The organism is Halorubrum sp. SD626R (genome assembly GCF_001261915.1).
In the GTDB taxonomy this organism is placed as follows: domain Archaea; phylum Halobacteriota; class Halobacteria; order Halobacteriales; family Haloferacaceae; genus Halorubrum.
The window spans coordinates 1-26103 of the sequence record NZ_CVRT01000157.1; the positions used below are offsets into that span (position 1 = coordinate 1).

The 26103-nt window shown below is 63.9% G+C and carries 18 protein-coding genes and 1 tRNA gene; 5 read left to right on the forward strand and 14 right to left on the reverse strand.

All coding sequences use genetic code 11. From position 1 onward, the window contains the following. Positions 1 to 295: 295 nt before the first annotated feature. The 4 genes from SD626R_RS15515 to SD626R_RS15530 form a co-directional block, all read right to left on the reverse strand. Positions 296 to 769, reverse strand: a complete 474-nt coding sequence (locus SD626R_RS15515) for a hypothetical protein (RefSeq protein WP_092567216.1) — start codon at positions 767 to 769, stop codon at positions 296 to 298. A 150-nt stretch (positions 770 to 919) separates the two neighbouring features. Beyond that, positions 920 to 1070: transfer RNA gene (locus SD626R_RS15520), tRNA-Gln, on the reverse strand. A 112-nt stretch (positions 1071 to 1182) separates the two neighbouring features. Then, complete coding sequence (locus SD626R_RS15525; RefSeq protein WP_137782633.1) at positions 1183 to 1539, reverse strand: hypothetical protein; 357 nt, start codon at positions 1537 to 1539, stop codon at positions 1183 to 1185. A 296-nt stretch (positions 1540 to 1835) separates the two neighbouring features. Continuing rightward, positions 1836 to 2894 (reverse strand): hypothetical protein, encoded by a 1059-nt coding sequence (locus tag SD626R_RS15530; protein WP_092567218.1) that lies wholly within the window; start codon positions 2892 to 2894, stop codon positions 1836 to 1838. Positions 2895 to 3171: 277 nt separating this feature from the next. Between SD626R_RS15530 and SD626R_RS15535 the strand changes: the two genes are divergently transcribed. After that, positions 3172 to 4437, forward strand: a complete 1266-nt coding sequence (locus SD626R_RS15535) for a DUF7504 family protein (protein WP_092567219.1) — start codon at positions 3172 to 3174, stop codon at positions 4435 to 4437. 16 nt (positions 4438 to 4453) lie between these two features. After that, positions 4454 to 5572 (forward strand): DUF5305 domain-containing protein, encoded by a 1119-nt coding sequence (locus SD626R_RS15540; RefSeq protein ID WP_092567220.1) that lies wholly within the window; start codon positions 4454 to 4456, stop codon positions 5570 to 5572. An 82-nt stretch (positions 5573 to 5654) separates the two neighbouring features. Here SD626R_RS15540 and SD626R_RS15545 read toward each other — a convergent pair whose 3' ends face one another. The 5 genes from SD626R_RS15545 to SD626R_RS15565 all read right to left on the reverse strand — a co-directional run bounded on the left by SD626R_RS15545 (position 5655) and on the right by SD626R_RS15565 (position 9883). Continuing rightward, positions 5655 to 6293: a hypothetical protein gene (locus SD626R_RS15545; RefSeq protein WP_137782634.1), complete on the reverse strand. Its 639-nt coding sequence runs from the start codon at positions 6291 to 6293 to the stop codon at positions 5655 to 5657. A gap of 461 nt (positions 6294 to 6754) precedes the next feature. Beyond that, on the reverse strand, positions 6755 to 7300 hold the full coding sequence (locus SD626R_RS15550) for a DUF7344 domain-containing protein (RefSeq protein ID WP_092567265.1): 546 nt from the start codon (positions 7298 to 7300) through the stop codon (positions 6755 to 6757). A gap of 265 nt (positions 7301 to 7565) precedes the next feature. Then, positions 7566 to 7949 carry a hypothetical protein gene (locus tag SD626R_RS15555; protein WP_092567222.1) on the reverse strand — a complete coding sequence of 128 codons (384 nt, stop codon included), beginning with the start codon at positions 7947 to 7949 and terminating at the stop codon, positions 7566 to 7568. Between the two features lie 186 nt (positions 7950 to 8135). Beyond that, positions 8136 to 9077: a hypothetical protein gene (locus tag SD626R_RS15560; protein WP_141651441.1), complete on the reverse strand. Its 942-nt coding sequence runs from the start codon at positions 9075 to 9077 to the stop codon at positions 8136 to 8138. A gap of 242 nt (positions 9078 to 9319) precedes the next feature. After that, a complete protein-coding gene (locus SD626R_RS15565; RefSeq protein WP_137782636.1) occupies positions 9320 to 9883 on the reverse strand; it encodes a hypothetical protein in 564 nt (187 codons plus the stop codon). Between the two features lie 207 nt (positions 9884 to 10090). Here SD626R_RS15565 and SD626R_RS15570 point away from each other — a divergent pair, with 207 nt between their 5' ends. From SD626R_RS15570 to SD626R_RS15580, 3 genes are all read left to right on the forward strand, one after another. Then, positions 10091 to 10666 carry a hypothetical protein gene (locus tag SD626R_RS15570; protein WP_092567225.1) on the forward strand — a complete coding sequence of 192 codons (576 nt, stop codon included), beginning with the start codon at positions 10091 to 10093 and terminating at the stop codon, positions 10664 to 10666. A 50-nt stretch (positions 10667 to 10716) separates the two neighbouring features. Continuing rightward, positions 10717 to 11718, forward strand: a complete 1002-nt coding sequence (locus SD626R_RS15575; protein WP_092567226.1) for a hypothetical protein — start codon at positions 10717 to 10719, stop codon at positions 11716 to 11718. An 89-nt stretch (positions 11719 to 11807) separates the two neighbouring features. Further along, positions 11808 to 12758 carry a DUF5658 family protein gene (locus SD626R_RS15580; RefSeq protein WP_092567227.1) on the forward strand — a complete coding sequence of 317 codons (951 nt, stop codon included), beginning with the start codon at positions 11808 to 11810 and terminating at the stop codon, positions 12756 to 12758. A 27-nt stretch (positions 12759 to 12785) separates the two neighbouring features. Here the strand turns inward: SD626R_RS15580 and SD626R_RS15585 are convergent, their stop codons facing one another. The 5 genes from SD626R_RS15585 to SD626R_RS16620 all read right to left on the reverse strand — a co-directional run bounded on the left by SD626R_RS15585 (position 12786) and on the right by SD626R_RS16620 (position 25753). Beyond that, positions 12786 to 13970: a S24/S26 family peptidase gene (locus SD626R_RS15585; RefSeq protein WP_092567228.1), complete on the reverse strand. Its 1185-nt coding sequence runs from the start codon at positions 13968 to 13970 to the stop codon at positions 12786 to 12788. 139 nt (positions 13971 to 14109) lie between these two features. Continuing rightward, on the reverse strand, positions 14110 to 14970 hold the full coding sequence (locus SD626R_RS15590) for a hypothetical protein (protein ID WP_137782637.1): 861 nt from the start codon (positions 14968 to 14970) through the stop codon (positions 14110 to 14112). A gap of 143 nt (positions 14971 to 15113) precedes the next feature. Beyond that, positions 15114 to 16637: a PGF-pre-PGF domain-containing protein gene (locus SD626R_RS15595; RefSeq protein ID WP_092567230.1), complete on the reverse strand. Its 1524-nt coding sequence runs from the start codon at positions 16635 to 16637 to the stop codon at positions 15114 to 15116. 115 nt (positions 16638 to 16752) lie between these two features. Continuing rightward, positions 16753 to 22515 carry a PGF-pre-PGF domain-containing protein gene (locus tag SD626R_RS15600; RefSeq protein WP_092567231.1) on the reverse strand — a complete coding sequence of 1921 codons (5763 nt, stop codon included), beginning with the start codon at positions 22513 to 22515 and terminating at the stop codon, positions 16753 to 16755. A gap of 4 nt (positions 22516 to 22519) precedes the next feature. Beyond that, positions 22520 to 25753, reverse strand: a complete 3234-nt coding sequence (locus SD626R_RS16620; protein ID WP_137782638.1) for a polysaccharide lyase domain-containing protein — start codon at positions 25751 to 25753, stop codon at positions 22520 to 22522. Positions 25754 to 26103: the final 350 nt, after the last annotated feature.

The following is a 26103-nucleotide window of genomic DNA, read 5'->3' on the forward strand; positions in this document are numbered from 1 at the left end:
CGAGGGACGCGGCGACCGGAGGGAGCCGCGAGGCTGGGGAGGTGTGAGGTGCGGTTGCCGTGCGGTCGGGTGGGACTCAAATGGGCAGCCGCGAGGACGAAGACGCGCGACGAAAGGACCGCAAGGAGCGAGTGAAACGAGCGACTGAGGACCGCGGCGAGCGCATCGAGTCCTCGCGGCTGGGGCTTTGGGAGTGTTCACCCCCAATCATCATTCAAATACGCATAGCCGAGCGGCTGGGGCTTTGGGAGTGTTCACCCCCCGATCCGCAGTCGGCCCCGAAATCGCTCGCCGCTCACACGTCGAACAGCCGATCAGCGTCCTCTGCCTGTCGGCGGTAGATACCTCGTCCCTTCAGCCGCGGCACCTCGTGTCGGTGGAGCGTCTCCGCCTCGGCGTCGTACACGATGGGGAAGACGTTGGTCCGGCGGCGGGCGACCGTATAGGAGCGCGCCGCGTCGACGAGCGCCGGGTCGGGGTCGCTGACGGCGAAGACGACGTAGCCGAGCGGCGTCGTGGACTCGTGGCGGTCGTCGACGCGGTCGACGAGCACGTCGCGGAACGAGTCGGCGGTCGCGACGAGGTCCTCCGGAGTGGGGTCCGACTCGTCGTCGACGAGCGTCGCGAGGACGGCGACCGCCCCGATCGAGTCGTCGTCGTCGCGGCGCTCCCATATCGGGTCGAACCCGTTCGTGTGCTCGTCGACCGGCTCGAAGCCGTGTTTCCGGCGGTTCTCGACGACGGCGTCGCGGTACTGCGTGCGGTCCATACGCTACTGCAGGAACCGGGTGATAAAAAATGACACACATGTCGGCGACCGGCGCGGGTCTCGAACCACCTCCCTCGGCCGACCCGGTCAGCGCGGTCAGTCGACGCTTTCGCCGCGGCTTGTGACTTTGCCGAACTACCCGTTCGAAAGTAGTCCCGGGCGGATTCGAACCGCCGTCAATGGCTAGCTTCGGGCGTCCGACAAGCGTCTCCGAGGAGACGGCCCGAGATTGCGGCTCGGTCGCAGACGCGGACGAACTCCCTCCAAAGGCCATTATGATTGGCCACTACACCACGGGACTCCAAACAATGGTTATCCACCCGCACTCAAGTAGGTTACTTTCCCTGACCGACCGCCGGACCCGCCCGCGCCGTTCGCGGAGCCCTCCGGCACGGAGACGACTCCGAGTGCGGCTACCACGGAACGGCGGCGCCCATCTGGAGCCCGGAGACAAGGACGCCCGCGTTGTGGATCGAAACGATCGCGAAACACACCGAGGGGACACCGTAGCCGACGAGCCGAACGACGGGGGCCAGGTGACCGTCTCGCCGCCGCACAGAGACGAGCACCGAACTGATCTCCACGACGAGGGTGACGCCCGCGATGATCGCGGCCGAGGCCACCGCGAGCCCGATAGTGACTCCCACCTCGCGGAAGAGTGACGCGACGACCGGGTTCGCCTCGTAGACGCCCGGGAGGTGTACCAGACCGATCCCGGTCGTCAGCGCGTCCGACAGTTTCGTGACCGTCAGGAGCGCCAATCCGGACACGGAAAGGGTACTCCGACCGTATCGGGCGGACGACGCGGCCGACCCGGACGACGCCGTCGGCGTCGATTGACGCCGTCGCTCGGACTGTCGCCCCGCCGCGGATCCGGTTTCGCCGAGGACGTATCGGTCTCGGCGTCGACAGTCGACCGGCTCCGCGTCGCCGTCCGAGTCGGCCCGCTGCGTCGACATCCTTTGTCGTGAGGAATAGTTTCAACCTACATAAATTTGTGTGCCAGTATCTGACAGTCAAGCGCTCAGAGCCGACAGCGATAAAGGACTTCGAAGGACCGGTGGTCTCACTCGGGAGGCGAAAACTCGGAGTCCGTCGGCGGGACGGGATCCGCCGACCGAGATCGGGTACGAAGGGTCGGATCGGAGAACGGATTCCAGGAACTGCCCGCCGCCACGCCGGTGAAGGTCTCTTCGCAGGAGGGACAGGCGGGTTCGGTGAGCATCGACAGGTCGACGCGAACGTCGCAGCTCTCGCACCGTCCGCTGTCGACGTTCGACCGCTGGGCCTCCCGGCGGAGGTCGGCGAGGTCGGCGCGCGTCCGCTCGGCCTGTGCGACGGTCTCGACCGTCTCTTCGACCTCGCCGAGCTGCGCGTCGAGCCGTTGCGTCGTCTCGATGAGCCGGTCGAAGAGCCCCTCGATCTCGTCGAATTCGTCGTCGATCCACGCCTCGAACTCGTCGTGCGTCGACTCGATTTCGGCGACGCTCCGCCGGAGGTCGGTGACGGTGTCGCGGAGTTCGCCGTCGGCCTCGTCCGTCCCGGCGTCGATGTTCTCGATCCGCCGGTGAAGCCGAGTGATGTCGTCGGAGAGCCGGTCGGTAAACTCCTCCTGACGGGAGCGCTGCTGCTCGACGTCGAGCGACAGGTCCGCGACCTGTCGACGGAGCTCCGTCACCGTCCGAAGGGGGTCCATTTCGGTCCGTAGCGACTGTCGCAGCTCGTCGATCTCCTCCCCGATGTCCGTCTCACTGGCGGAGTCAGCGTCGGAGAACGGTTCGGCCGCGGCGGCCTTGGGGTCCGACCGGTCGTCGGGGTTCGGGTCGGCGTCGGAGTTCGGGTTGGTATTGAGATTCCGGTCCGAGCGGGCGTCAGACGGCGTCTGGTCTCCCCGATCGGCGGTGCGTGACCGGTCGGCCCACGCGTCGTCGATGTTCGGAGACACGCCCTCGTCGGCGTTCGCGGCGACGTCGCTCATCTCGTCGAGGACCCAGAAGGCGGATACCAGCTGGTTCAACAGCTCGTGTTCGTCGACGCCGCGGGAGTTGGCGGTGTGCGAGACCCACTGCTGGAAGGTCTCGGCGTCGACGGACAGGTCGCTGTCTGGGTCAAACGGGTCCGACACGGGTAGAATGTTAGTGGGTAGCTCAGTTAACTTTTGTGTGCACGTCCGTCTGACACTCCGTGCGACAGTTTTATACTCTGAAATGACGAGATGTGAGGAAAGTACAGCCGCGAAAACGCTTCAAGAGTGGATTATCGTAACACCAACCTCGGCGCGTCCGAAATAAACGGCGGTCGACGAGTCGCGCCCGTACGAACCGGCGTGGACGACCGAGATCGACGAGCGAAGCCGGCGATACCGCGCGACCGATCGGGCGTCGCCGCGCCCCGAGCAACGCATGAGTGACAGAGAGGTAGACGAGACGAACGCGGACGAGCGATCGGACGCTCGACGACCGTCGAGGTTCCGAGAGCTGGCGTCCCGGCTCGACGACGAAGCGAGAAAACGAGAGAGCGCCGCCGAGAGCGGCGCTGAAACGGGCGTCGACGACCGCATCGGCGCAGCGGGGGACGCGAGCGACGAACGAGTCGGCGCAACGGGAGATGCGAGCGACGGCCGCGATCCGACGCTAGCGGACGTCGAGCCCGAACTCTCGCGACGGACCGATGGGGACAGGGCCGACGCCGAGGACGAGACGCAGCCGAGCGACTCGTGGGAGTGGGTCGACACCGGAGACGGCGAGGCGGCGGGAGAGACGAAGGGAAGCACGGAACCGGACGCGACGGAGTCCGAGCCGACCGCGACCAATGGAACAGGGACGACGAGAGACGAGGCGAGAAGGGAGTCTCCGGAGGCGTCCGCGGTCGGCTCGACGGCTGCCGCCGAAACGGACGACACGGAGTCCGCGTCCGACCGGTCCGAACAGGAGGCGAGCGGCCGACGCGAACGGAAGGAACGGATCTGGGACTCGGGGGCGTCCCCGACCGAAACGCCGGCCGACTCGTCGTCCGACGGCGGACCGGCAGGCGGTGTCGACGCCGCTTCGTCGACCGGGCGAGGGATCGCCGACGCGTCGACGGAGCCCGTCGCGGACGAACCGGATCACGGCGTCGATCCGTCGCCCGGAACGGCGATACTCGTCGAGTCGGGGTCGCGCGACGACCGGACGAGAACGACCTGTCAGCGCCTCCTGTGCGACGACCTCGACCGCTCGGAGCCGTCCGTGCTCCTCGTGCGATACCAGCGGATGGACCCGGAGGAGCTCCGTCGGATCGCGACAGAGGCCGCGCGGACGAAGCTGGTCACCGTCGGGTACGCACAGGACGTGCCGGCGTCGCTGGACGGGGTCGAGACCGTCAAAATCAACAATCCGAACGACATCACGCGACTCGGTATCGTCGTGTCCGGGACGATCAACGAGTGGTCCGACGCCGACGGGGCGATCAGCTTCTGTTACGACTCGATCAACGTGCTGTTGAATTACAGAGACGTGAAGCGCACGTTCCGGTTCCTGCACGTGCTGCTCAGAACGCTTCGTCGCGGCGACGCGGTGGCGCACTTCCACGTCGACCCGCTGGCCGGCGACCAGCAGGAGATCAACACGCTCAAACCCCTCTTCGACGAGGTCGTCTCGATCGACTCCACGGGGATGACCGTCGAGTGATTCCGGAGCGCGAACCGTGAGCGAACTCGACCGATCGATCCGGATTCGCGCGCTGCTCGACGAGTGGTTCGCGGTGTTCGTGCTCGCCGTCGTTATCCTGGCGGCGGTCGGCGGGTGGTGGAGCTACCAAGTGCACGCCTCCCCGGACGTCGAGCGGAACGAGGTCGTCGTCGAGCAGTGGTCCGAGTCGACGGCGTACGACCACAGCGCGCTGATCACGAACGAGTCGCTCGTGTTCGACGAGGGCGAGCGGGTCCGGAACCGACCGGTGTACTACGTGAGCCTCTCGCGGGAGTTGGACGTCTCGTACAGGTACGAGCACACCGCAGAGGAGGGGCGCGTGAACGTGACGACGGACATGCGGCTCCAGTACCGCGGGACCGAGGGCGACACGGTGCTGTGGGAGTACTCCGAGCCGCTCGCCAGCGAGAGCGAGCGCGGAGTCACCGCCGAGGATCCGCACACGGTCAACGCGACGATCGAGATCGACTCGGTGTTCGAGACGATCAACACCGTCGAACAGGAGCTGGGGACCGCGGGCAGCATCGAGATCCGAATTATCTCGACCTCGAACGTCGAGGGAACGTTAGGCGGGCAACCCGTGGAGAACACCTACGAGAGCACGATGCCGATCACGGTGAACCCGCAGACGTTCCGCGTGCTCGAGATACAGACCGTCGACGAACCGGGCGAGCGGACGGAGACGGTCGAGCGGACGGCGGAGCCGAGCGCGGTCGAGGCGGTCGGCTCCCTCGCGGTCCTGCTGCTCGGCGTCGGCGGGGTGGGGGGACTCCTCGCCGCTCGGCGGACCGGATACATCCGGCTGTCACGGCGGGACCGCGAGCTCCTAGAGACCTACCAACAGGAACAGGAGTTCTCCGAGTGGATCACGCGCGGGACGTTCCCCTCCGAGCGCGACTACGAGGCGACGATCCTCGTCGACGACCTGGAGGGGCTCGTCGACGTCGCCATCGACACGAACAAGCGCGTGATCAAAGACGAGCAGCTCGGCGTGAGCACGGTCCTCGACGGCGACTACGTCTACGTGTACGTGCGGCCGGACTCGCCCGCCGAGGACTGGCTCATCAGTTCCGCGGACATGACGATGGACGAGTTCGGTCAGTTCGACGCCTGACCGGTTTCGGGCCGAAAGTCACGGGAGGCCAGGCCAGCGAGCCGCGACGAGCGGCCTGAGTGCGACAGCACGTATTCGCTAATCAGTCGTCATCGCCATCATCGCCGTCATCATCGTCGTCGCCGCCATCGCCATCATCACCGTCATCGCCGTTTTGAGCCCCTGAGCCGTTCCCGATGTCGTCGTCATCGTGGCCGGGAACCTCGACGGTACCCTCGATCGCATTCCCTTCGAGTTCGATATCGATGTCAGCGCCCCCCTCCCCGCGGACATCGACGATGAGGTCACCGCGAATGGTGGTATTCTCGATATCGATTTCGATCTCTGAGTTCCCGGCACCGCGGACCTCGACCCGTACGCTGCCCGTGACGGTTACGTTCGACAGATCGATCGACACATTCGTCTTGCGGCCCCGAACGCCGATATCGATACAGGGGATCGTTTCGTCTTCTCGCTCGATGTCGGTCCCGGTGAGGCATGCCCCACCGCTCGTCTCACAGGTGGCGGTCGTCGACCGGGTTAGCTCGATGGATTCACTTGGACTCGACGCGCTGATTTCGACCGTGACCCCGTCGGTGACCGCCGACCCACAGGACAGCGTCGCCTCGATATCGGCCTGTTCGCCCGGGTCGAGGGTCTGTTCACCCGAGTCGAAGGCCTGGCTCGACACGGTGATGTCGCCGCGGCCGATCCCCAGTCCCCCTGACGAGACGACCGACACGCGATCGAGCGTGAGCGGTCCGTCGAAGCGATTCGTCAGAGTGAACAGGGACACCGACTCGCCGTCGTCACCCGTGGCCTCGCGCGGCTGTACGCCGAGCAGCGCGTCGGCGTCCTCGGCCGTCTGGACGCTGAACTGTCGGTCTCCGGTCACCGACGAGAAGGCGCCGGTCTCTTGAATTCCGGCGGCGCCAGCGCCGCCGGCAAGGAGGATGCCGAGGAGGGCGCGGCGGCTCACGCCGCCGCTTGACCGACCGCGGTCTCGGCTTCGTTTCCGTCCCATGAGCAGTGTGTTGCGGTTCGTCCGCGTCTGTCAGAAGTTGACGCTCCGGCGGTTTAGTATTTCTCCGCCTGACCGCGGGATGGGGATGCTTGAACGTCCGTTTGAATGGAGGAAGCGCTCCCTGCGGCCACGTTTCGCCTGCGCGTTCGACGTTCGGTCTATGTCGATGTTCGGTCGTCTCACGGCGGCTCGTCGATGTCGCCGAGCCGGTACCGGCGGTTCTGGATCACCTGCGCGACCGAGGAGACGAGGAACGCCGCGAGGACGATCGCCGCCCAGCCGAGTTCCGGGATCGGTTCCGTGGGAACGAACCCGATCCAGACGCCGCCGAGGACGACGACGGACAACAGCGAGAGCCCCAGGTAGTAGACCCCCCACGGGATCGACCCCTCCGGGACGACGTCGAGGTAAACGTCGAGCGTCGCGGCCTCCTCGGTGAGCTCGACCTCGTCGCCGTCGTACTCGATCATCCCGGCGTCGGCCAGCCGGTCGAGGTGGGTCTGCTGGAGCGAGGTGTACACGCGCTTGCGCTCGGCGGAGGTGAGTTCGGGGACGGACTTGTCCTGCTCGCGGGCGGCCACCCGCTCGGCGAGGTCGGAGAGCGTGAGCGGTTCGTCGGCCTGCTTGCAGAAGTGGATCACGTACCGCCGACGGTGGTTGCTCAACAGGTCGTAGAGTTCGTCTTTCTCCGGAGACGTGTACTCGCGCTGGTCGGTGAGCGACATCGTCACGCCACCCCCGAAAATCGTCGCCGTCGCCCCGAGTCGAGCGTCGCGGTCGCGCCGGTCGTCAGTCGAGAGATCCCCGTCGGCGTCGTCCGAACCGTCGCTGCCCGAGCCGCCGCCATCACCCCCCTCATGGCGCATCGAGCGGCAGAGAGCCGCCCGGAGACGCGTCGTCTCCGCGTCCCGGGGGTCGCTGTCTGCTCCCACACATACGACAACATGAATTAATTTGCGTCAGTATAATTATTCGGGTCTCCGGTCGGACTCAGTCGAGTCCGAGCGCGCTCGCGACCGCGTCGGCGTCCGCGACGGTAATTGCTTCGGCGTCCTCGCGAAACGACCGAAACGTCTCGATGTGCCCGTTGATCGTTTCGGCGTCGGCGTCGTTCCTGGCGGCCCGCGCGGCCGAGAGCGCGGCGCTCGTCGCGTCGGCCTGGATCGCGGTCTCGTCGACGGCGGTCTCGCAGATGTCGGCCGCCGATTCCTCGTCGATTTCGGCCGCGAGGCCGGCGGCCTCCGCAAATCCGTCTTCGGCGTCTTCGTAACCGGAGAGGGCAGTTTCGAGGGGATCGATCGCCTCGGTGTAGTTCCGGTCGTTGAACGCGGTGACCCCTTCGTCTCGGGTCGTCGTCGCGTCGTTGCGAGCCACGAGTGCTTCGTCATACGTCGTGACGACTTCTCGTCGCCGGGCCGTCTCACTCGATCCGCTCTTGCCGGAGCCTACCGGAATATCGGAGAGACAGCCAGCGAGGGTTATCGGGACAACAGATCCGGTGGACACGACGATCGATCGCCGATTCGGCAGCGGTCCCGGATCCGTCATTGGCGAGCAGAGTTATTCGTTGCCGGACGAACTGCCCGCGTCATCGGTCAGCGTCCCGACCGTGATCCCGTCTAAGAGATCGACAGTGTCGCGCGTCGTTCCGAATCCGTCGAACTCGATGTCCGCCTGCTCTCGAATGGCGTCTCGGACAGCGGTGTCGTAGTCGAGATCAACGTTAAGATCGATCGTCACGCTCGCTCCCGGAGAGAGGGTGATCGCGTCGGCCGGTCGGTCCTGCGGTGCCGAGATAGTAGTGTCATCACCGACGAAGATTGCGTTGCTATTACTGGATTCGCTACCAGGGCTACCATCAGCCGGGAGAGTGCCATTTTCCGCTGGTGAGATAACGTTGCTGAGTTGGTTATCAGCATAGAAGTCTTCGTCGTCTATCCCGCTGTTGTCTTCGAAGCTGTTCACGCTGAACTGATACGAACCGCGGGGGATGGCCGGGGTGAGGCCGGAGTTCTCGTTCACGCCGATATCGTCCCCGTACTGTCCCGCCGCGGCGCTGTCCGTGTCGAAGTTGCTGTCCCCGCGGTCGTACGCGATGCCGACGTTAACGGTCTCCGTCGAGTTGTTTTCGAGGATAAACAGCTCTTCGAAGGTTGCGACATCACCGAGCCCGGCGACGGCGGACAGTTCGAGGTCCTCGTTCGCCTCGCCGTTCGTCGCGGCGAGCGGCGGGTCGTTGTCGGCGAACGCCCCCTCCTCGCTGTCGTCGAGGTCGTTTCCGTCGAAGAACCCACCGTCGTCACCCAAGTCGTCGGGTCCGAGTACGTTATCGTTGTTTTCCGCTGCGTCTGGATTCGGTCGGAAGTTGAGCGATTCTTCGACGACCACCCGCAGGTCCGCACTCGATGCCGCGGAGTTCGCGAATGCCGCCGAAGAGAACATCGCACCGCTCCCCGTTGCCAACGCCCCGAGACCAATTACCATACTGCGTCGTTTGACCATCTGAATTCCTCCTATTCGCTCCTTGTAGAGATATCCACTTAGTATTGTGTTACCTGAAACGTTCGAAGGGGCAGCCTGAACCGTAGGGGCACTCCGAAATTCGTTTCAGGCTGAGCTTGACCGTGCGAGAGGAAGTCTCGAAATTAGCAGACCGAGGCCAGAAACTCTCTTGAGCCGATCGGTTACGGTACGTGTTCTCACAGTTCAGTCGACAGGTTCGTCGGCAACTCTTCGGCCGCCGATCACTCCTCGTGGGTTTCGGCGGCGATGTCCAACCTGACGCTCGGCGGGTCGGAGAGTTCTTCGAGGTCGTCAGACGAATCGTCGGCGATCAGGTCGATCACGATGCCGAACGTGACCGCGTCGCCGGCGTCGAACGTCTCGTCGTCTGCGAGGAGCGTCGTCCGTCCCTGATCCGTCTCCGTCGACACGTCGTCGCCGGAGACCACGCGGAGCGTCTCCGCGACCGCGGCGCTTGCGGGGTCAGGGTCGTCGCCGGTCGCCGAGAACGAGAATTCGAGCCTGTCGTACGGCACGTCGCCGTTGTTCGTCACCCTGACAAGTTCATCGAATCGCGAGATCGACCGCTGGTTCAGTTCTTTTATTACGATCTCGAGTTTACCGTTGTCGCCGGTCTGCACGTACTTCTCGCCCGCGGGACCGGGCGTGAGCGTCAGTTCCGAGGTGACCACGATCCGAAGATCCGCGGCCGCGGCCGTGTCGGAGAGGAACGAGGCCGAGCTAACGACGGCGCTGCCGAGCGCCATCGAACCGAGAGCGAACGCGGTCTGTCGTCGTGTGGGCATCGTCGTTCGAGGCGCGGATCGCGCTTCGTACCACCCCTTCGTCGCTCGACGGCTTTGTATTGACGGGCTTTCGCGGTACGACGGGCGTCCCTGGCCGGCCGCCAGTCCGAGTGAAGGGTTTCAAGCTCGCCGATACTCTCGTTCAGGCGGTGCGTGTAGCCGTTCAAGCGACTCAATACAAAGTGGGTGGGAACGTATGTGGGGTATATGGCAAACAGACGCAACGTCCTGATCGGACTGGGCAGCTTGGTTGCAGGCGGCGGCGCGCTCCTCGGTACGGGCGCGTTCACTTCGGTGGAGGCAAATCGGACAGTGTCCGTCCAGACCGCTGGCGACGCAGATGCGTTGTTAGCGTTCGAAGCGGCTAACGACAACCCGTACGTTAGCATTCCCACCGACGGTCAAATCGAGATTAATCTCGACAATACAAGCGGCAATAGTAATGCGACCGGGCTCAATCAGAATGCGATTACGACCTTCGACGAGCTAGTGCAGATAACCAATAACGGGACACAGCCTGTGGGAACGTTGGAGTTCGAGATTGTGGATAACAACGGTGATGATCAAGACGTGCTCAGTGTTGTGTATAAGGGGAATGTCCAAACGGATACTACTAGTGGTAATAGCGAATACAGCAGCGGCGACGTGCTGAGCTCCAATATCGGCATCGGAGACACTGCGACGTTCGGTTTACAAGTCGATCTTCTCAATAGTGGTACAACCGAACTCGATTCAGGGGACGATTTCACGCTAACGATCAGAGCTGAAGCGGCAAGCAGCTAGACTGACAAGCCGCAAATAAATCTGCTACCGACCGTTACCAAACTGCTTCAATGCCAACCAGGCGCGCAACCGTCATTACGCTCGGCACGCTTCTCGCCGGCAGCGGCGCGGTTCTTGGAACGGGCGCGTTCGACACGGTCGAGGCCGAGCGGTCGATCTCGTTGAAGACCGCTCCGGACTCCGACGCCCTCCTCGGATTCGAAATTCTTGACGAAGACCACGTCAGACAGACCGACGGAACGATCGATTTCGACCTCGTTGCTAGGTCCAAGACGACGTTTGCGGAGCTTGTCAACGTCCGGAACAACGGGACGCAGACCGTCACCAGGCTTCGCTTCGAATTTGATGTCACGGTCGACGACCAATCGAGCGAAGATATCGAAGACGCCCTGCATATCGTCTCCGGTGATGCGACGATTGATGCGAACCGCGATACGAACCTCCTTGGGGAGAGCAGCGCGGGCGGGGCAGACAACAATGAGCTCTCCCCCGGCGAGGCGATCCCGTTCGGGATCAAAGTCGACCTGACCGACAACATACACGAAATTACCGGTGACCCGGAGATTACGCTGACGATCATCGCCGATACGGGCGGGGTCGGCGACGGTGACGGTGGTGACGGCGGCGACGGTGGTGACGGCGGAGCCGGATCGCCGCCTTTCGACTATGCTGAGGGGCCGAACCGAAAACCACCGAGCACGCCACCCAAGAGCTTGACCTTCACGATTGAAAACACGGGCAGTAAGAAGACAGTCAGTGGCTTCAACATTGACATTGATACCCTCGACTCGGTGACGTTCGAGGGGTTCGAGATCAATCCGTCCGGCGAACCGACCGTGAGTGGAAACGACACTGGTAATCTAAAAGTCCGTTCGGATGTCACGCACGAGAACTATGAGCTCACGTCCGGCTCGACCGCAGCGTACACGATCGAGACATTCAAAAACGATCCGTCGCAGGACGGTGAACTCGATCTCACGATCCTCACGACGGACGGAGAGTTTTCCCTCCCACAGACCGGCTTCGAGTCGCCAGGAAACGGAAACGGGTAGCGGCGTCGGCTGTCAGTGGGCCAACCGCTCGTTGACCGGTTCCCTCGTCCTTTTCACCTCGACGACAGAAGAGCGGGACACGGCTTTCGATGCCCCGCGACACCGACGCGACGATTCTGATAGTCGAAGACGACGGCGAGCAGGCCGCGGAGTACGCCGACTGGCTGGAGGGGTACGCGGTTCGAACCGCTGCCGACGGCGAGCGCGCGCTCGACGCGCTCGACGGTGAGGTCGACGTGGTGCTCCTCGATGGCGACCTCGCCGACCCGTCGGCCGAGGAGCTGCTCGGGCGAATCCGCGCCCGTCGACCGGACTGTCAGATCGGGCTTCTCTCTGGCGTGAGCGTCAGCGACGGTGTCCATCGGCTCGATATCGACGAGTACGTCCCGCGGCCGCTCACCCGCGACGAGCTCCGCGAGAGCGTCACGCGGCTCGTCGACCACGGCGCGGTGGAGCGCACTGTCGAGACGTACCTCTCTCTGGTGGCTCGACGCCGACGGATCGAGGAGCGACGGGACGAGGCCGACTTGGCGGACGACGAGCGCTACCGGGAACTGACCGGCGAGATCGCCGCCCGACGCCGACAGATCGACACGCTGCTCGCGGAGATCGACGACCCGGTCGCGGGGGCCGAAGGCGACGCGGTCGACGCGGACGCGGCGTCCGGCGTCGACGACGCCTCGACAGCGGGCGTCCCCGCGGGGCCGCCGCTGTACCGGACCCGCTCGACGGAGTTCTACGCGCTCTGGCTCGCGGCCGCGCTGACGTACGGCGTCGGCGACGTGCTCTCGACGCTGTACGCCACGGTTGCGGTCCCCGGACTCATCGAGGCGAACCCGGTCGTCGGGACGCTGCTCTCGTCCGCGGGTCTCCCGGGCTTCCTGCTGTTGAAGCTGATCGTGTTACTCGTGTTGGTCTCGGTCAGCGTGCAGGGGGCCCGGCAGCGAGAGCCGTTCTCGTACTACTGGCCGCCGGTCGTCGCGACCGGAATCGGACTGCTGCTCACCGGGTGGAACGTCCGACTCATCGTGGGGGCGTGAACGACCGGATACCCTCTAAGTCCCGACTCACCACCATTTGCGGATCGTCCGCCGGACCCGCTGGGACAGCGACAGCTCCCGACCGCGGTCGCGGAACCGGAACGGTTCGAGCCCGACCGCGAGCACGTACACCGCCGTGACGAAGACGATTATCACGGCGTTTATCGCCGCGACGGCGACGAACGGGTGAATCGCGTGCAGCGAGAGGATGACCGGCGCCGGGAGGAACTGCACGTACTGCCACTCCGAGACGGACCTGACGTACGCGCCGGTCTCCTCGGGAGCGTGAAGCGTGACGGTCGTCGACGCCGTCTCGCCGCGGGGCGCGGCGAGCGAGCTCTGAGCGACGTCGACGCCCGTGCTGGCCGCGTCGACGGTCGCGATCCGGGGGATGAACCCGTCGTTGGTGAAGTTGTACGTGTACTCCACCGACCCGCCGCGCTCGATGACGGTCGGGTTCGAGCTCGCCGTCTGCGAACTCACGATCGTGATGTCGTTCGTCCCCGAGGGGATCACCATGCTCGCCGTCGCCGGGACGGTGATGAGAAGCAGGATTGCGAGGAGCACGAGGACCGCGCTCGTCTTGCCGCCGCGGTCCCTGGAGCGGTCGTCTCGCCCCGAGCGGCGGTTCGACCCGCCGACGGCCTCGGCGACGAGGCTGTAGCCCAAGAGCAACAGCCCGACGAGGACCATCGACGAGCCGACGTTGCCCTCGGCGATCCCCCCGAGTCCCGGGATCGCGGAGAGGAACGTCGCCGCGAACCCGAACGCGTCCTGCATCGCGAGGACGGCGAGACCGATGTTGGGGATGACGACCGTGTCACCGCCGAGCTGGAGCGCCACGGCTTTGATCTGCGACTCTTGAACCGGGGGCTCGGGCCCGTCTTGGTCGGTGAAGGGGTTGGCGTCGCCGCGCGTGACGTACCCTTGATCGGTCTCCTCGACGACCCGATGCGTCGTCAGCCCGCCGCCCTGGAGCTCCTGGGCGTCGAACGTCACGACGTCGCCTTCCTCGACGTCGCCGGCGATCGCCGGCGGGACGGCGACGAACCCGTCGCCGGGCGCCATGTTCGCCGGCTCGGCGTTCATGCTCCCCGTCAGGACGAACCCGAGAACGATCGGCTGGCCGAGCTGCTGGCCGACCAGCATGGCGACCACGAGGACGACGAGAATCGCCGTGACGCCGGATCCGGCCAGCGATCGCAGGTCCATCGTTGAATTCCCTCTTCCGGCCTCGTGCCGGTCACGGCTCGCTACGTGCGTCGAACGTATAGCTCGTTCGCCGGGAGACCGGCCGCTCACGGTGACCGGGGACGACGGCGCGGCCATCGAGGGGGACAGACGGGCCGTCTCAGTCGACGAACAGCGAGATGTAGACGACGAGGAACCCGAGCGCGTAGCCCAGGAAGTGGATGTAGACGTTCACCCGGATCCCGGTCGGGCTCACGGCCGGGAAGCCGACGAGCGGGTAGCCGACGAGCACGACCGTCGCGACCGCGACGAGCTCGCCGTACCTGGGCGTGGCCAGGATCCGAGCGACGACGCGACGCGCCTCGCGGAGCGACCCGCGGCGGACGTGGCGACCGTACGGAAGCGCGACGGCGACGCTCGCCGCGGCGAAGCCGAGCGACGCGGCGCCCGCCGGCAGCGCGATGAGCGCGATGTATCCCGCGGAGAGGAAGAACACGGGCGGGAGGTATCGGTCGCGCGCGAGGCCGACCCGCTCGCCCACCGCGATCGGGAGCGCGACCGCGACGTAGCCGAGAAACGCCATGTTGATCCCCGAGAAGCCGTAGCCGATCGCGTCGCGGGGGATCGCGAGGTTCAGTCCCGAGAGGGCGACCGGGAAGGCGAACAGGAACGTGAGCGTCGAGACGACGAACAGGCGGCGTCGACCGCTCGCGACGCTGAGCCCGTAGGCGGTCCCCGCGAGGAGCGCGAACCCGAGGACGTTCCCGACGAGGTGCGGGACCGTCAGGTGGACGTAGTGCGCCGTGACCGCCGTCGCGAGCGTCGGGTCCGCGTAGGAGAAGGCCGCAGCCCGTTTGGTCGCCTCGGGGAGCAGGAACACCGCGACGAGGAGCGCCGGCACGGCGAGGAGCGCGAGCGCCTCGACGAGGACGCGCGACCGACCCACACTCGTGTTCCGCGTCGCGTCGCGCTCGCTCTTCGACGCGTCGGGTGCCATCCCGTCGACGTTCGTTCCCACCACGAACGGATGTAGTCGAAGCCCGGGTATAGGCGTTCGCCGCAAATTATCAACAGGAGAAACTCAGAGGGCAAAACGGAGAGAATCACCGGATCGCGAAACCGACAGTGGGAGCGAGCGATATCGATCGCGGATCGACCGGTCCGTTACCGGAGCGGGTCGGTATCGTCGGAACCGCGGCGACGAACCGCGACCGCGGCCGCGACGACGACCACCAGAGCTACCAATCCGCCGATCGCGGGGAGACCGAGCCCGGCCGGCTCCTCGTCCGTGTCGTCCGCGCCGTCGGCCGTCCCGTCACCGCCGTCCGCACCGTCGCCGGTGGCGGTCGAATCGACGGTGAGGGTCGCGGTCGCGGTGTCGGTCTCGCCCGCGTCGTTCGTCACCGTCAGCTCGACCACGTGCTCACCTGCCTCGTCGAGCGTCGCGCTCGCCGTCTCACCGGTGAGCGTCTGATCGGCGACCGACCATTCGTAGGAGACGATATCGCCGTGCTCGGTCGTCGATTCGGACCCGTCGAGCGTCACCGATTCGCCGGCCGGCACCGTCGTCGGTTCCACCGCCGCCGTCGCCTCGGGTTCGCTCACCGCGTTGACCGCGAAGTACGAGAACCCGGGCGTCCGTGCTTCGAGGACGACGCCGTCGCCCGACTCGTCGACGACGCTCGTGTCGAGGGACTGCCACTCGCCGTCGGCGAAGCGCGTAACCTGAAGTTGCTCGGCCGTCGCGTCGACCGCGCTGAGCCGGTCGGCAGAGACCGTCATGCGGATCGTCGCGGACGCGTCGGCGGCCGAGTCCGGAACGGTGATATCGGCGACCTGCACGGCGGTTCCGGGTGACGGGTCGGCGTCCGCCGGCGTCGACTCCTGGGTCGTCACGTCGACGGAGCCGTCGACGTCTGCGCTCTCGAAGGCGATCGACTCGACCGGCGCTCCCGACTCGAACGTCGCGGTCGCGCCCTCACCCTCGGCAGCGGGTTCGATCGCCGCCTCGGCGCTCTGGACGATCGCATCGTCGGCCGCTCCGTCGTCGGTGTCGCCGACGGGAGCCGCACCGCCGCCGCCTCCGCCGCCCCCACCGCCCCCGCCGGCACCACCGTCACTGCCATCGCTTCCGTCACCACCGTCACTGCCATCGCTTCCGTCACTCCCGTCACTCCCGTCACTGCCATCGCTTCCGCCGCCTTCGGCGGGATTCTCGACACCGCTGAACGAGAGGCTCAGTTCGCGCACGTCACCGGCTTCCCACGTCGCGGTCGTGTCGGCGGTGACGTCGCCGACGCGGAAGGTGACGGTGTCTCCCGACGAGGGCTCCTCGACGACGAGCTTCTCCTCGAAGGGCCCGGAGCCGCCGAACGAGCCCGCCTCCTCGACGGTGATCGTGTCGTACACCGTGCCGTCGACGACGGCCTCGATCTCGGTGCCTTCCGGTGCGTCGTCGCCGTTCACCGTGACGCTCCCGTAGTAGGAGGCTGGGACCGCCTCCTGACCGACGGCGACGCCAGGGATCGCCGCCGTCGTCACGAGCAGCGCGACGAGGACGGTCGCGACGGCGAGGAGTCGTCGGTCCGTTATCCGAATCCGATCCCGGAGCGTACGGGCGATCCCGGCGACTCGCCCGTCTCTGTCGGTCGATTTCGTCGGTTCGTTTGAGGGCGTGGAACCCGTCATCGGTAGCTGAGTGGACATATTCGTTCTCTTAGATTAAATCGTACGGTTGTTATCGCTTCCCGCGCGGGCGAACAGAGGTGTCCGGCCGGGCCGAACGATGGGCGGCCGAGAGGGGTTACTCCTCTCGGCGGGCTAAGACCACGGCCGCGGCCGCGAGTATCGCGACCGCGACGAGCAGGACGACCACGGTGACTCCGAGACCGGCCGGCTCCTCGTCGGGGGCGTCGTCGGCCCCGTCGGCACCGTCCGCACCGTCCGCGGTCGCGTCGTCCGCGGCTTCGACGGTGAGCGTCGCGGTCGCGGTGTCGGTCTCGCCCGCGTCGTTCGTCACCGTCAACTCGACCGCGTACTCGCCGGCCTCGTCGAGCGTCGCGCTCGCCGTCTCGCCGGTGAGCGTCTGATCGGCGACAGACCACTCGTAAGAAGCGATCTCGCCGTACTCCGTGGTCGACCCGCTGCCGTCCAGCGTCACCGACTCGCCGGCGGTCGCGGTGCCGGGATCGACCGCGGCGGTCGCGTCGGGCTGGCCCACGGCGTTCACCGCGAACACCGAGAAGCCCGGCGTCTGCGCTTCGAGCGTGACCGCCTCGTCGGTCTCCTCGGCGACGCTCGTCTCCAGCGTCTCCCAGCCGTCGTCGGTCAGGCGGACGGCCGAGAGATCCTCGGCCGGCGCACCGACCGCGTCGAGGCGCTCGGCCGAGACGCGGAAGCGGATCGTCGCCGACTGATCGGTCGCGTCGTCGGGCACGGCGATCTCTTGGAGCGTGACCGTTCCTCCCGGCGGATCGACATCGGTGGTCTCCGGATCGACGTCGGTAACGGTGACCTCGCCGATCTGGTCCGTCGTGTCGAAGGCGATCGACTCGACGTTCTCGACCGACTCCGTCGTGGCGACGCGCTGATCCGTTTCGAGGTCGAGCGACGGCGTCACCGTCTCGGTCGCCGTCGCGTCGAGTTCGAGCGACCCCGGCTGTTGGTCGTCGACGAAGCCGCCGCCCCCGCCGCCACCACCGCCGGGGTCGACGGGGTCGTCATCCACAGGATCATCGTCTTCCGGGTCCTCCGGGCCTTCCTCTGGAGGCTCGGGCTCTTCGACGGCTTCGACGGTCACAGTTGCGGTGTCAGTGACGGCCGTGCCGTCACGCTCGTATGTGGCCGTGATTTCGGCCGTTCCCGGCGACGAACCCGTAATCGTTCCGTCGGAAGCGACGGTGGCGACCCCCGGGTCGTTCGATTCGAAGTCTGTCTGTTCGGTGACATCGACCGCCGTTCCGTCGCTGAACGTCTCGTCGACTGAGATCTGCGTGGTAGCCGATTCATCGATCGTCAGGGCGGTATCCGACACCTCGATCCCCTCGAAGGAGATCACGTCGACGGTCTCGGTTCCGCTACTGTCATCGAGCGACGATGCAGTCAGATCGATCGAGTCGTCGAACTGCCGATTCACGTCAAGTGTGAATTCGAGCGACTGACTGCTCCCGCCGGCAACGTTAGCGTCCTGCGTTGACGGAGCCGGTCCGCCCGTAACGTCGAGGTCGATCTCCTGCGTGTCGCCCTTAACGTCAGTGTTGTCGATCGTCACCGGCACGTCGTACGACTCGCCGCGAACGAGGCTGTCGTTTGTGAGGTCGCTCGGCGTTCCGATCGAGACCTCGAACTGCGAGTCGGTCCGACTGTTGAGCGGATCGCCCCTCTGAACGGTACTCCGGGCGAGCGTGTCGCCGGGCTCGGCGCCGCCCGCCTGTCCCCACCAGTTGTCCGTCGCGTCGACGGCCGAGTTGTCGGCGAGGACTGATAGCTCGTTGGACTCGAGGTTGCTGTTGTTGACCGTGACCGTCAGGTCGTCTTCCGGCACGTTGAGTGCGCGGAACCCGAGCGTGCTTTCGCGGATCGTCGTGCGGCGGACTTCGAGCGGCTCGCTAGTGACGCCGACGACATCGACGCCGGTCTGTGCACCGGCGATCGTGGAGTCGCGTAATAAAGCGTCCGGTGCCTGAGCTAGTACGCCCGTATCGCTCGCGCGGACGGTCGTCAAGGCGATTTCGGACGAGTCGTCGCTGTCCAACACGATCCCGTCGTCGACGTTCTCGACGAGCGCACTGGAGACGGTCAGCGAACCGACCGTCGATTCGACGCCCGTCGTCCAGCCGTCAACTTCGACCGACTCGACTGTGGTCGTCCCGCCGGCGACGACGGCGGTCTCGTTGCCGTTACCGGAGAGGACGAGCCGTTCGAGCGCGGCCTCGTCGGCCGACACTCGGACCGCCGTCTCGTCGCTCTGGGGCGCGATAGTCGGCCGCGTGTCGCCGACGCCGCGGAGCGTAACGTTTTGGGTATCGACGACGACGGTGTCCGACTCTTCGTACGTCTCCGGAGCAATGCGGACGACATCGCCGGAGTCGGCCTCCGCAACGCCGCTTCGAACGCTCCCGTAATCGACCGTTTCGGTGAACGTCTGCGTAGCGTCGGTGCCGCCGGGCGCGACCGAGACCTCGAACCGCCGATCGAACGCACCGGCGCGGGGTTCGTCCGGAACCGTGACGCCGACCTCGACCCCCTTCGTCTCGCTAGCGTTCACGTCGACTTCGGACTCGGTCGAAGCCGATGTCTCGACCATGTCGAGCGCGACCGTTCCGTTTTCGAGGTCGCGGTCGCCGACGTTCTCGACGGTGACGTTGGCCGTCAGCGTATCGCCGGCACTGACGGGCTCCGCGTCAGCGACGTCGACGATCGCGAGTTCAGCCGGAGCGGCCTCGGTTACGGTGACGGCGTCGGTCACCGTTCGGTTCTCGCTTCGCAGTTCCACGTCGAGGTCACCGACCGGCGTCTCGTCGTCGACCGTGAGGTTGAGTGAGACATCTCGGGTCTCGCCGCCGTCGAGTTCGATGTCGTCGGTGTTGTTCTCGACGTTGTCGTCGACCACCAGTTCGATCGATTGAGTGTCGCTCTGATCGCCGACGTTCTCGACGGTCGTATTGACCGTCACGGTCGTGTTCTCGCCCGTCGGCGGTTCGAGGACCTCGCCGTCAGCCGGATCGGTCTCGATGGCCGAGAGGGCGAACGTCGCCTCCTCGGGCGGTTCGATGATCGAGACGGTTTGCGTGGCCGTCGCGTCGTCCGCGCTCTGCGCTCGCACGTCGACGGTCGTCCCGGCGTCGGGCACGGTGGCGTCTGAGAGTTCGACGCGGCGGGTCTCGCCGCCGGGCACCGTCACCTCGGCGGAGGCGTCGAGCCCGCTGGCGTCGAGCGCGATCGTCTGCGTCGTCTCGCCGTCGCCGACGTTCTCGACGAGGACCGTCGCGTCGAACGATTCCTCGCTCGTGATCTCGTTCGAGACAGAAGCGAACGACACGGCGAGTTCCCCTGGAGCCCCGACGGACACCGTGGCCGTGTCGAGCGCGTCCGTCGTCGCGGCGGCGACATCGCGCTCGCCGACCTGATCCGTCGTCGGCTCGAACGTCACGGATTCGACCGTGCTGTTCTCGGCGTCGAGCTCGACGGAGCGGGACGTCTGGTTCCCGTTCAGGAAGACCGAGAGGTCCGCCGTCCCGTTCGCCTCACCCGTGTTGGTGACGCGAACGTCGACGCCGAGCTCCTCGCCGGCGATGACCCGATCGTCGACGGCGACGATCTCGGCGTCGAACGCAGCGGGTTCGAGGACGTCGAGTTCGGCCGTGTTGTCGTCGTTGTCCGTGTTCGCGGTCACGTCGATCCCGTCACCGATGTCGCTGGAACGGGTGTCGTACGTCGCCTCGACAATCTCGGTGTCGCCGCCGCCGTTCAACGTGATCGTCTCGGCCGCGATCGTCTGCCCGCCGAAGGCGAGGACGACGGTTTGGTTCCCGGTTTCCCCGCCGATGTTTTGGATTTCCGCGTCGATCTCGACCGATTCACCGGCAACGACCTCATCCCCCTTAACGTCGCCAGCGAGGCCGAGCGAGTTCACGACGAAGTTCGCCGGCTCGTTCTCGGAGACGAACACGCGCGCCGTGCTGAAGTCGTCGACTTCGTCGGTCTCGGCGTTCGTCACGTTCGCCTCCACCTGCGTCGCGTTCCCGTCTTCGACGCCGACGTCGCTGGCGTTGAGCGTGACGACGTTGTCAAGGGTCACGCTCTCACCGGGCGACACGGAGTCGTCGGTTCCGACGGTGCCGATCGAGGTCGCGTTGAAGAACACCCCGACGGACGCGTTCGCGGGCTGTCCGCCGACGTTCTCGATCGTCACGTTCGGTTCGAACTCGTCGGTGTCGTTGACGCGGCCGGGGGCGTTGACATCAGTGACCGCGAACCGCGGGAGCGCGTCCACTTCGACGCTCTCGGTGGCCGTCCCGTTCTCGCTCGCGACCGTCACGTCGACGGACGGAGCGTCGCCACGTCTGATCGGTACCTCTACGTTGAGATCGGTGTCGCTGCTCCGATCGAGAGAGACTCCATTTTCGGTCGCTCGGGTCTCGCCGTCGACGCGGAAGTCGATGTCCTGCGTTCCGTTCTGTTGACCGACGTTCTCCACGTTGACATCAACGGTGATGTTCACGTTGTCGACGGGCTCGTCGACGCTACCGGGAGCGTCGGTGATGTCGACCTCGAACGTCGGAGCGGTCCCTTCTTTTAAATCGACGACGAACTGATCGCTGGTATCACCGGTATCGACGCCGATCGTCAGGGGGCCGGTTCCGAACGTCGAGGTGTCGAGTTCTCGCTCGATGAACCGGGTCTCGCCGGCGTCAACGTCCACCGCATCGATGGTCTGCTCGTCGGTTCCGTTCGCCGAGATAGTGACCGACTGCGTTCCGTCCTCCTCGCCGGTGTTAGTGATCTCGGCAGCGACCGTGATGTTCTGTCCGGGCACGGCCTCCGTCTCGGAGTCGAACTCGATCACGTCGACCGCGAAGAAAGCGGGCGAGTCGAGGTCGACGGACGCGACCGCGCGGTCGTCGTCGGTCTCTGCGACGACGGTACGCGTACCGGCCTCGCCGGGTTCGGTGTCGACTTCGACGTTGATCGTCTCGCTATCGCCACCCGCGAGCGTCTCCGCTCGATCGTAGACGACCTCACCGTCGTAGGTGACGGTGACGTTCTGCGTGTCCTCGCGGTCACCGTCGTTCTCGACATCGACGGTCACGTTGAAGGACTCGCCCGCGCTCCGGACGTTACTCGTCTGTAGGTCGGTAATATTGAACGACGCGGGCGCGTCGACCGTGACGGTCTCCGACGCGCTGTCGTCGATCGACTCGACGCCGGCGCTGACCTCGCCGAGGTTGTCCGCGTCGGTGCTCAAGACGTCGGTGAACGTCGTCGACTCGTTCGGACCGATCTCCAGCTCGCGCTGGTCGACGGTCTCGCCGTCGAGCGTGACGTTGACCGTCTGCGTGTCGGTGGCCTCGGCGACGTTCGTGACGTTCGCTTCGAGGCTGATCGTTCCGCCGGCGACGACAGTGTTGTCGACATCGACGATCTCCGTCTCGAACAGGCCGTCGGCGTTGAGCGCGAGGTCGACGCGCCGGACATCTTCGGGTTGCCACTCAACCGTGGCGGGCTCAGTCCGGGTGACGGCCGTCCCGTTCACGCGGAACTCGATCGGTGTCCCGCTCGTCGCGTTGTCGGCGGTAACGACGAGGTTCTCGTCCGAAAGGCCGGGTGAACCGTATTCCCCGGCATCGGTAACCGTGAGGGTGTCGACGACCGTCCCGTTGACGACGGCCGAGACGGTCGTTCCAGCGGGTGCCGGGTCACCGTCGACGGTGACGTTGCCGTAGTAGGCCGCAGGCACCGGCTCCGGATCCGAGTCCGACTGGGCAGCCACAGACCCCGGAACGGCCACCATAGAGGTGACCATCAGGACCGCGGCGAGCACCGCTGCGATACGGTTCCGGTCCATCGGTCTACTCGAGTTTCTCCTCTTCGTCGGTGATCTGGAACTCTTGGTGAGGGTCGCCCGAGTTCTCAACTGCCAGAACTTCTTCAACGTACTCACTGGCAGTCTGCCCCGTTTCGTATCCGGTCAGGAGCCCGACATCGGCACCGTTGAAGTCGCGCTCGACGAAAACCCACGTGGCCTCGTATGCACCGTATTCGGCGCGAGGTACACCGGGTTGGGTGGGCTGCGCCTGGAGCTGGTCAGCCTCAAGGATCGCACCTTCTCTAACGGTCAGGCTATCGATATCGTTTGTCGCGCCGGTCGGGACGAGGTTCCAACCACCGTTGAGGTCGACTTCGGTCTCCGAATCGGTATCCGTTTCCGCGACATCGACCGGAACAACGATTTCCTCGTCGATGACGCTGTCAGTCGCGATGACGACGACTTGGCCCGCATCAGGGGTGAAATCGCCATCGACCGGTTCGAAGCCGGAGTCGATGTCGTAGCGGTACGCCTGAGCGCCGTTGTCGAACTCGACATCACTCAGGAGTCCGCTGATCGATTCGTTCGAGGGTGCGGTGAATCCGATTGCAAGCGAAGTGGATCCGTCGCTCTGGAGATCGAGGACAGAGCCGTACTGGCGGATTCCTTCAGGCGATTCGGCCTCAATATTCTCGAAGGATGTCGTCAAGACTGGATCATAGATGATGCTGCCACCATTCTGTGAGGGACTAACGAACCCATCTGTTAGGAATTCGACACCACCGATATCTTCCCAGTAATTCTGTCGTAAATCGAGGGTTCCGGAACCCGACTTATGTTCGATCGAATCTACGTTAACGAAATCATTATACCGAACTGTTTGACTGTCAGCGGGAGCTCCTTCAACTCCGAATCCAACACCGTTGTAAGCTTCCGCCTTGCCAGTCGCGCTCAGTTCATTGAATCCGACATCAGCTGCGGTCCCATCATCACGTGCAACAGCCGCGAAGCTATACCCATCGCTGACGGCAGAGATGTCATTCTCAACGACTCCGGCAGAACCACCCTCGCTAACGCTTACACCGACAGCGCCAGCCTGCTCGTTACTGTCGATAACGCTGACATTGATCGTGCTACCGGACACAGTGACGTTATCGGCACTAGCGATCTCGACACCAATCGGTTCTGGGAATACGCCGGCAGCAACATCAGTCAGGTTCGCTTCGACGTTGACAGTGACATCCTCGACCGACGCACCGTCTGCACTCTCACCGATATTGATCGCGTTATTCGCACTTGCTGGGTTGGGGAAGACATCGCTCTCAACGGTAGTGTTGAGCTGAAGGTCCACAAGTGAGGTCCCCGGTGCACTCAGCGCGATAGATCCGTTGATAATCGTATCGTCACCAGTTCCTTGAACCGTGACATTTGGCGTGTCAATGGTGAGGTCCGCGTTGTACTCGCCAGCCGTCACATCGATAGTTTCATTCTGCTCAGCCGCCTCAGCCGCAGACTCAAGATTGGAGAATTCCTCGTCGCCAACGGTAGCCGCGACAGCTATTCCACTACTTTCCTCATCAGCGGGTCCGTCTAACCACGGATCTACTGTGACATCACCTGTGATATCGCCCTCAGCAGGACCAGAAGTAGTTCCCCACCAGTTTTCGGCAGCATCAACATCAGCGGCCTCGGAGCTGATCAAAAGCGCTTGTCCGTTGTCAACGATGTTATTCTGGGAGACGCTAATATTTCCACCACTCAGAACAAGAATTCCAAGATTGTTCGATCGAATATCGTTACTGGTAACATTGAAACTTGGATTTTCAGACCCATCGTGATTGAATGCGATGGCAAAGTCAGTCTGTCCGACAAAGTCGTTATCAGTTATTTTCAAGCTCTGAGCAGACTGTGCAGCGCCGATATTAACACCAATTGAGTTATTAATAAAGTCGTTATTGACGATCTCGTGGTCGGCGGGACCAGAGACGACGACACCGTTACCGTACTCATCTTGTGTACTGGTATTGACACCGACAAAATCATTATTTCGGACTTCATTTCCGCTCGTCAGACCCTCAAGCCGGATAGCGTAACCATTGCTTTCGGTTCCTTCTGCAAGCGTGAAGTAATTATTAATGTAACTATTATTATTACCACGATCATATATCGCCTGTCCCTTGAACACGAAAGAGAGTCCATGAATCGTAACGTTAGAGCTGTCAATGTTGATCCGCTGATCAGTCAGTTGAATCGTCGTATTATTCGTGTCACCAGTAGCAGTTACGGTGAGGTTTGAGACATCCACATCGAACTGGCCATAGGTTCCTTCTTCAATAGTAATCGTGTCACCGTTGCTGGAGGCATTCTCAGCATCTTGGATCGTTGAGTATGCCGTATCTCCGATAGTAATTGAGCCGTCATATATCCCGCTTTCACCAACAAATTGAACCGACGACGCACCAGTACTTTCAAGAATTGTGTTAGCAACGGAGACCTCCTCGCCGGAGTCATCATTGTTGATCGTCGGGATGCCGTCGTTGTAGATCCGGATATCAGTGATCCCTTCCCCCGTTTGATACGTATTTGCTTCGAAGACATGATTTGTCCCGAGAACGCCAACACCTTCTGCTGAGAACCCACCTGCATCAGCGAGATCCTCAATGGTGTTCCCCGAAATGGTCGCTCCATCTGCCTGAAGACTAATACCAACGACAGCTCCAGAGATGTCGTTACCCTGAATAGTAGCACTAGTAGTAGTGCTCGTTTGAATTCCGGTCAAAACATCTCGAATTTCGACATCAGAAACAGTAATATTGTTTGACCCATCTGTGATTCCGAGATGAATGCCGGTACCGGTGCCGCGTCCCGGACCTTCGATATCGATATCCGAGAATTCAACGTTAGATCCACCAATATCGAGAATTCTTCCATTGTCCGGGATGTCGTCTTCCTGAACAGTAATCGTCGGATCCGTGTTTGGAGCAGCAGTTATCGTCAATCCGTCAATTTGAGTTCTGCTAAACCGGTCATACTCACCATCTTGAACTACAATTAGATCGTTTGATGATGCGTTGGATACCGCAGATTGTATGGTTCTTTTTTGTGTTTCATTTACTTCTTGGCTACTGAAATCATCGTCAACTATAAAATCAGCAGTATCACTTTGACCCGCCGCGCTCCCCGCAAACCCGCCAACACCAGCAGCGACCATCGACACCACCATGATCGCCGCGAACAGCATCGCCTGTACTCGCTTTCGCGTCGATTCCCCGCTCATTGGTAATCACTCCCGTTCCGTCCGGGACGCCGTACCCCTGCCTCGTACCGCGTGTCGTTCGCGTTCATTGTCGGACGTGGTTTCCGCTGGCGACGACGACCGATCCGGACGGGCAGTCCCCTCACCGCCGGCCAGTAATCGGTAACCCCGTCGCCGTTAAGTGACAATTAGTATGTTACTGTTTTATGAAACTACCGGTGCCAACAACTGGGAATCCCGGGAAGGCGGCCGGTTTCGTGCAGTGGTATCACGGGTTGATCCCCCACGTCAGACACTCTCAGGCCGTTTTACATTATTGGATTAGTGAAATTAATGTGTCAGTTGGACACAATTATGGCCGCCCGAGTTCG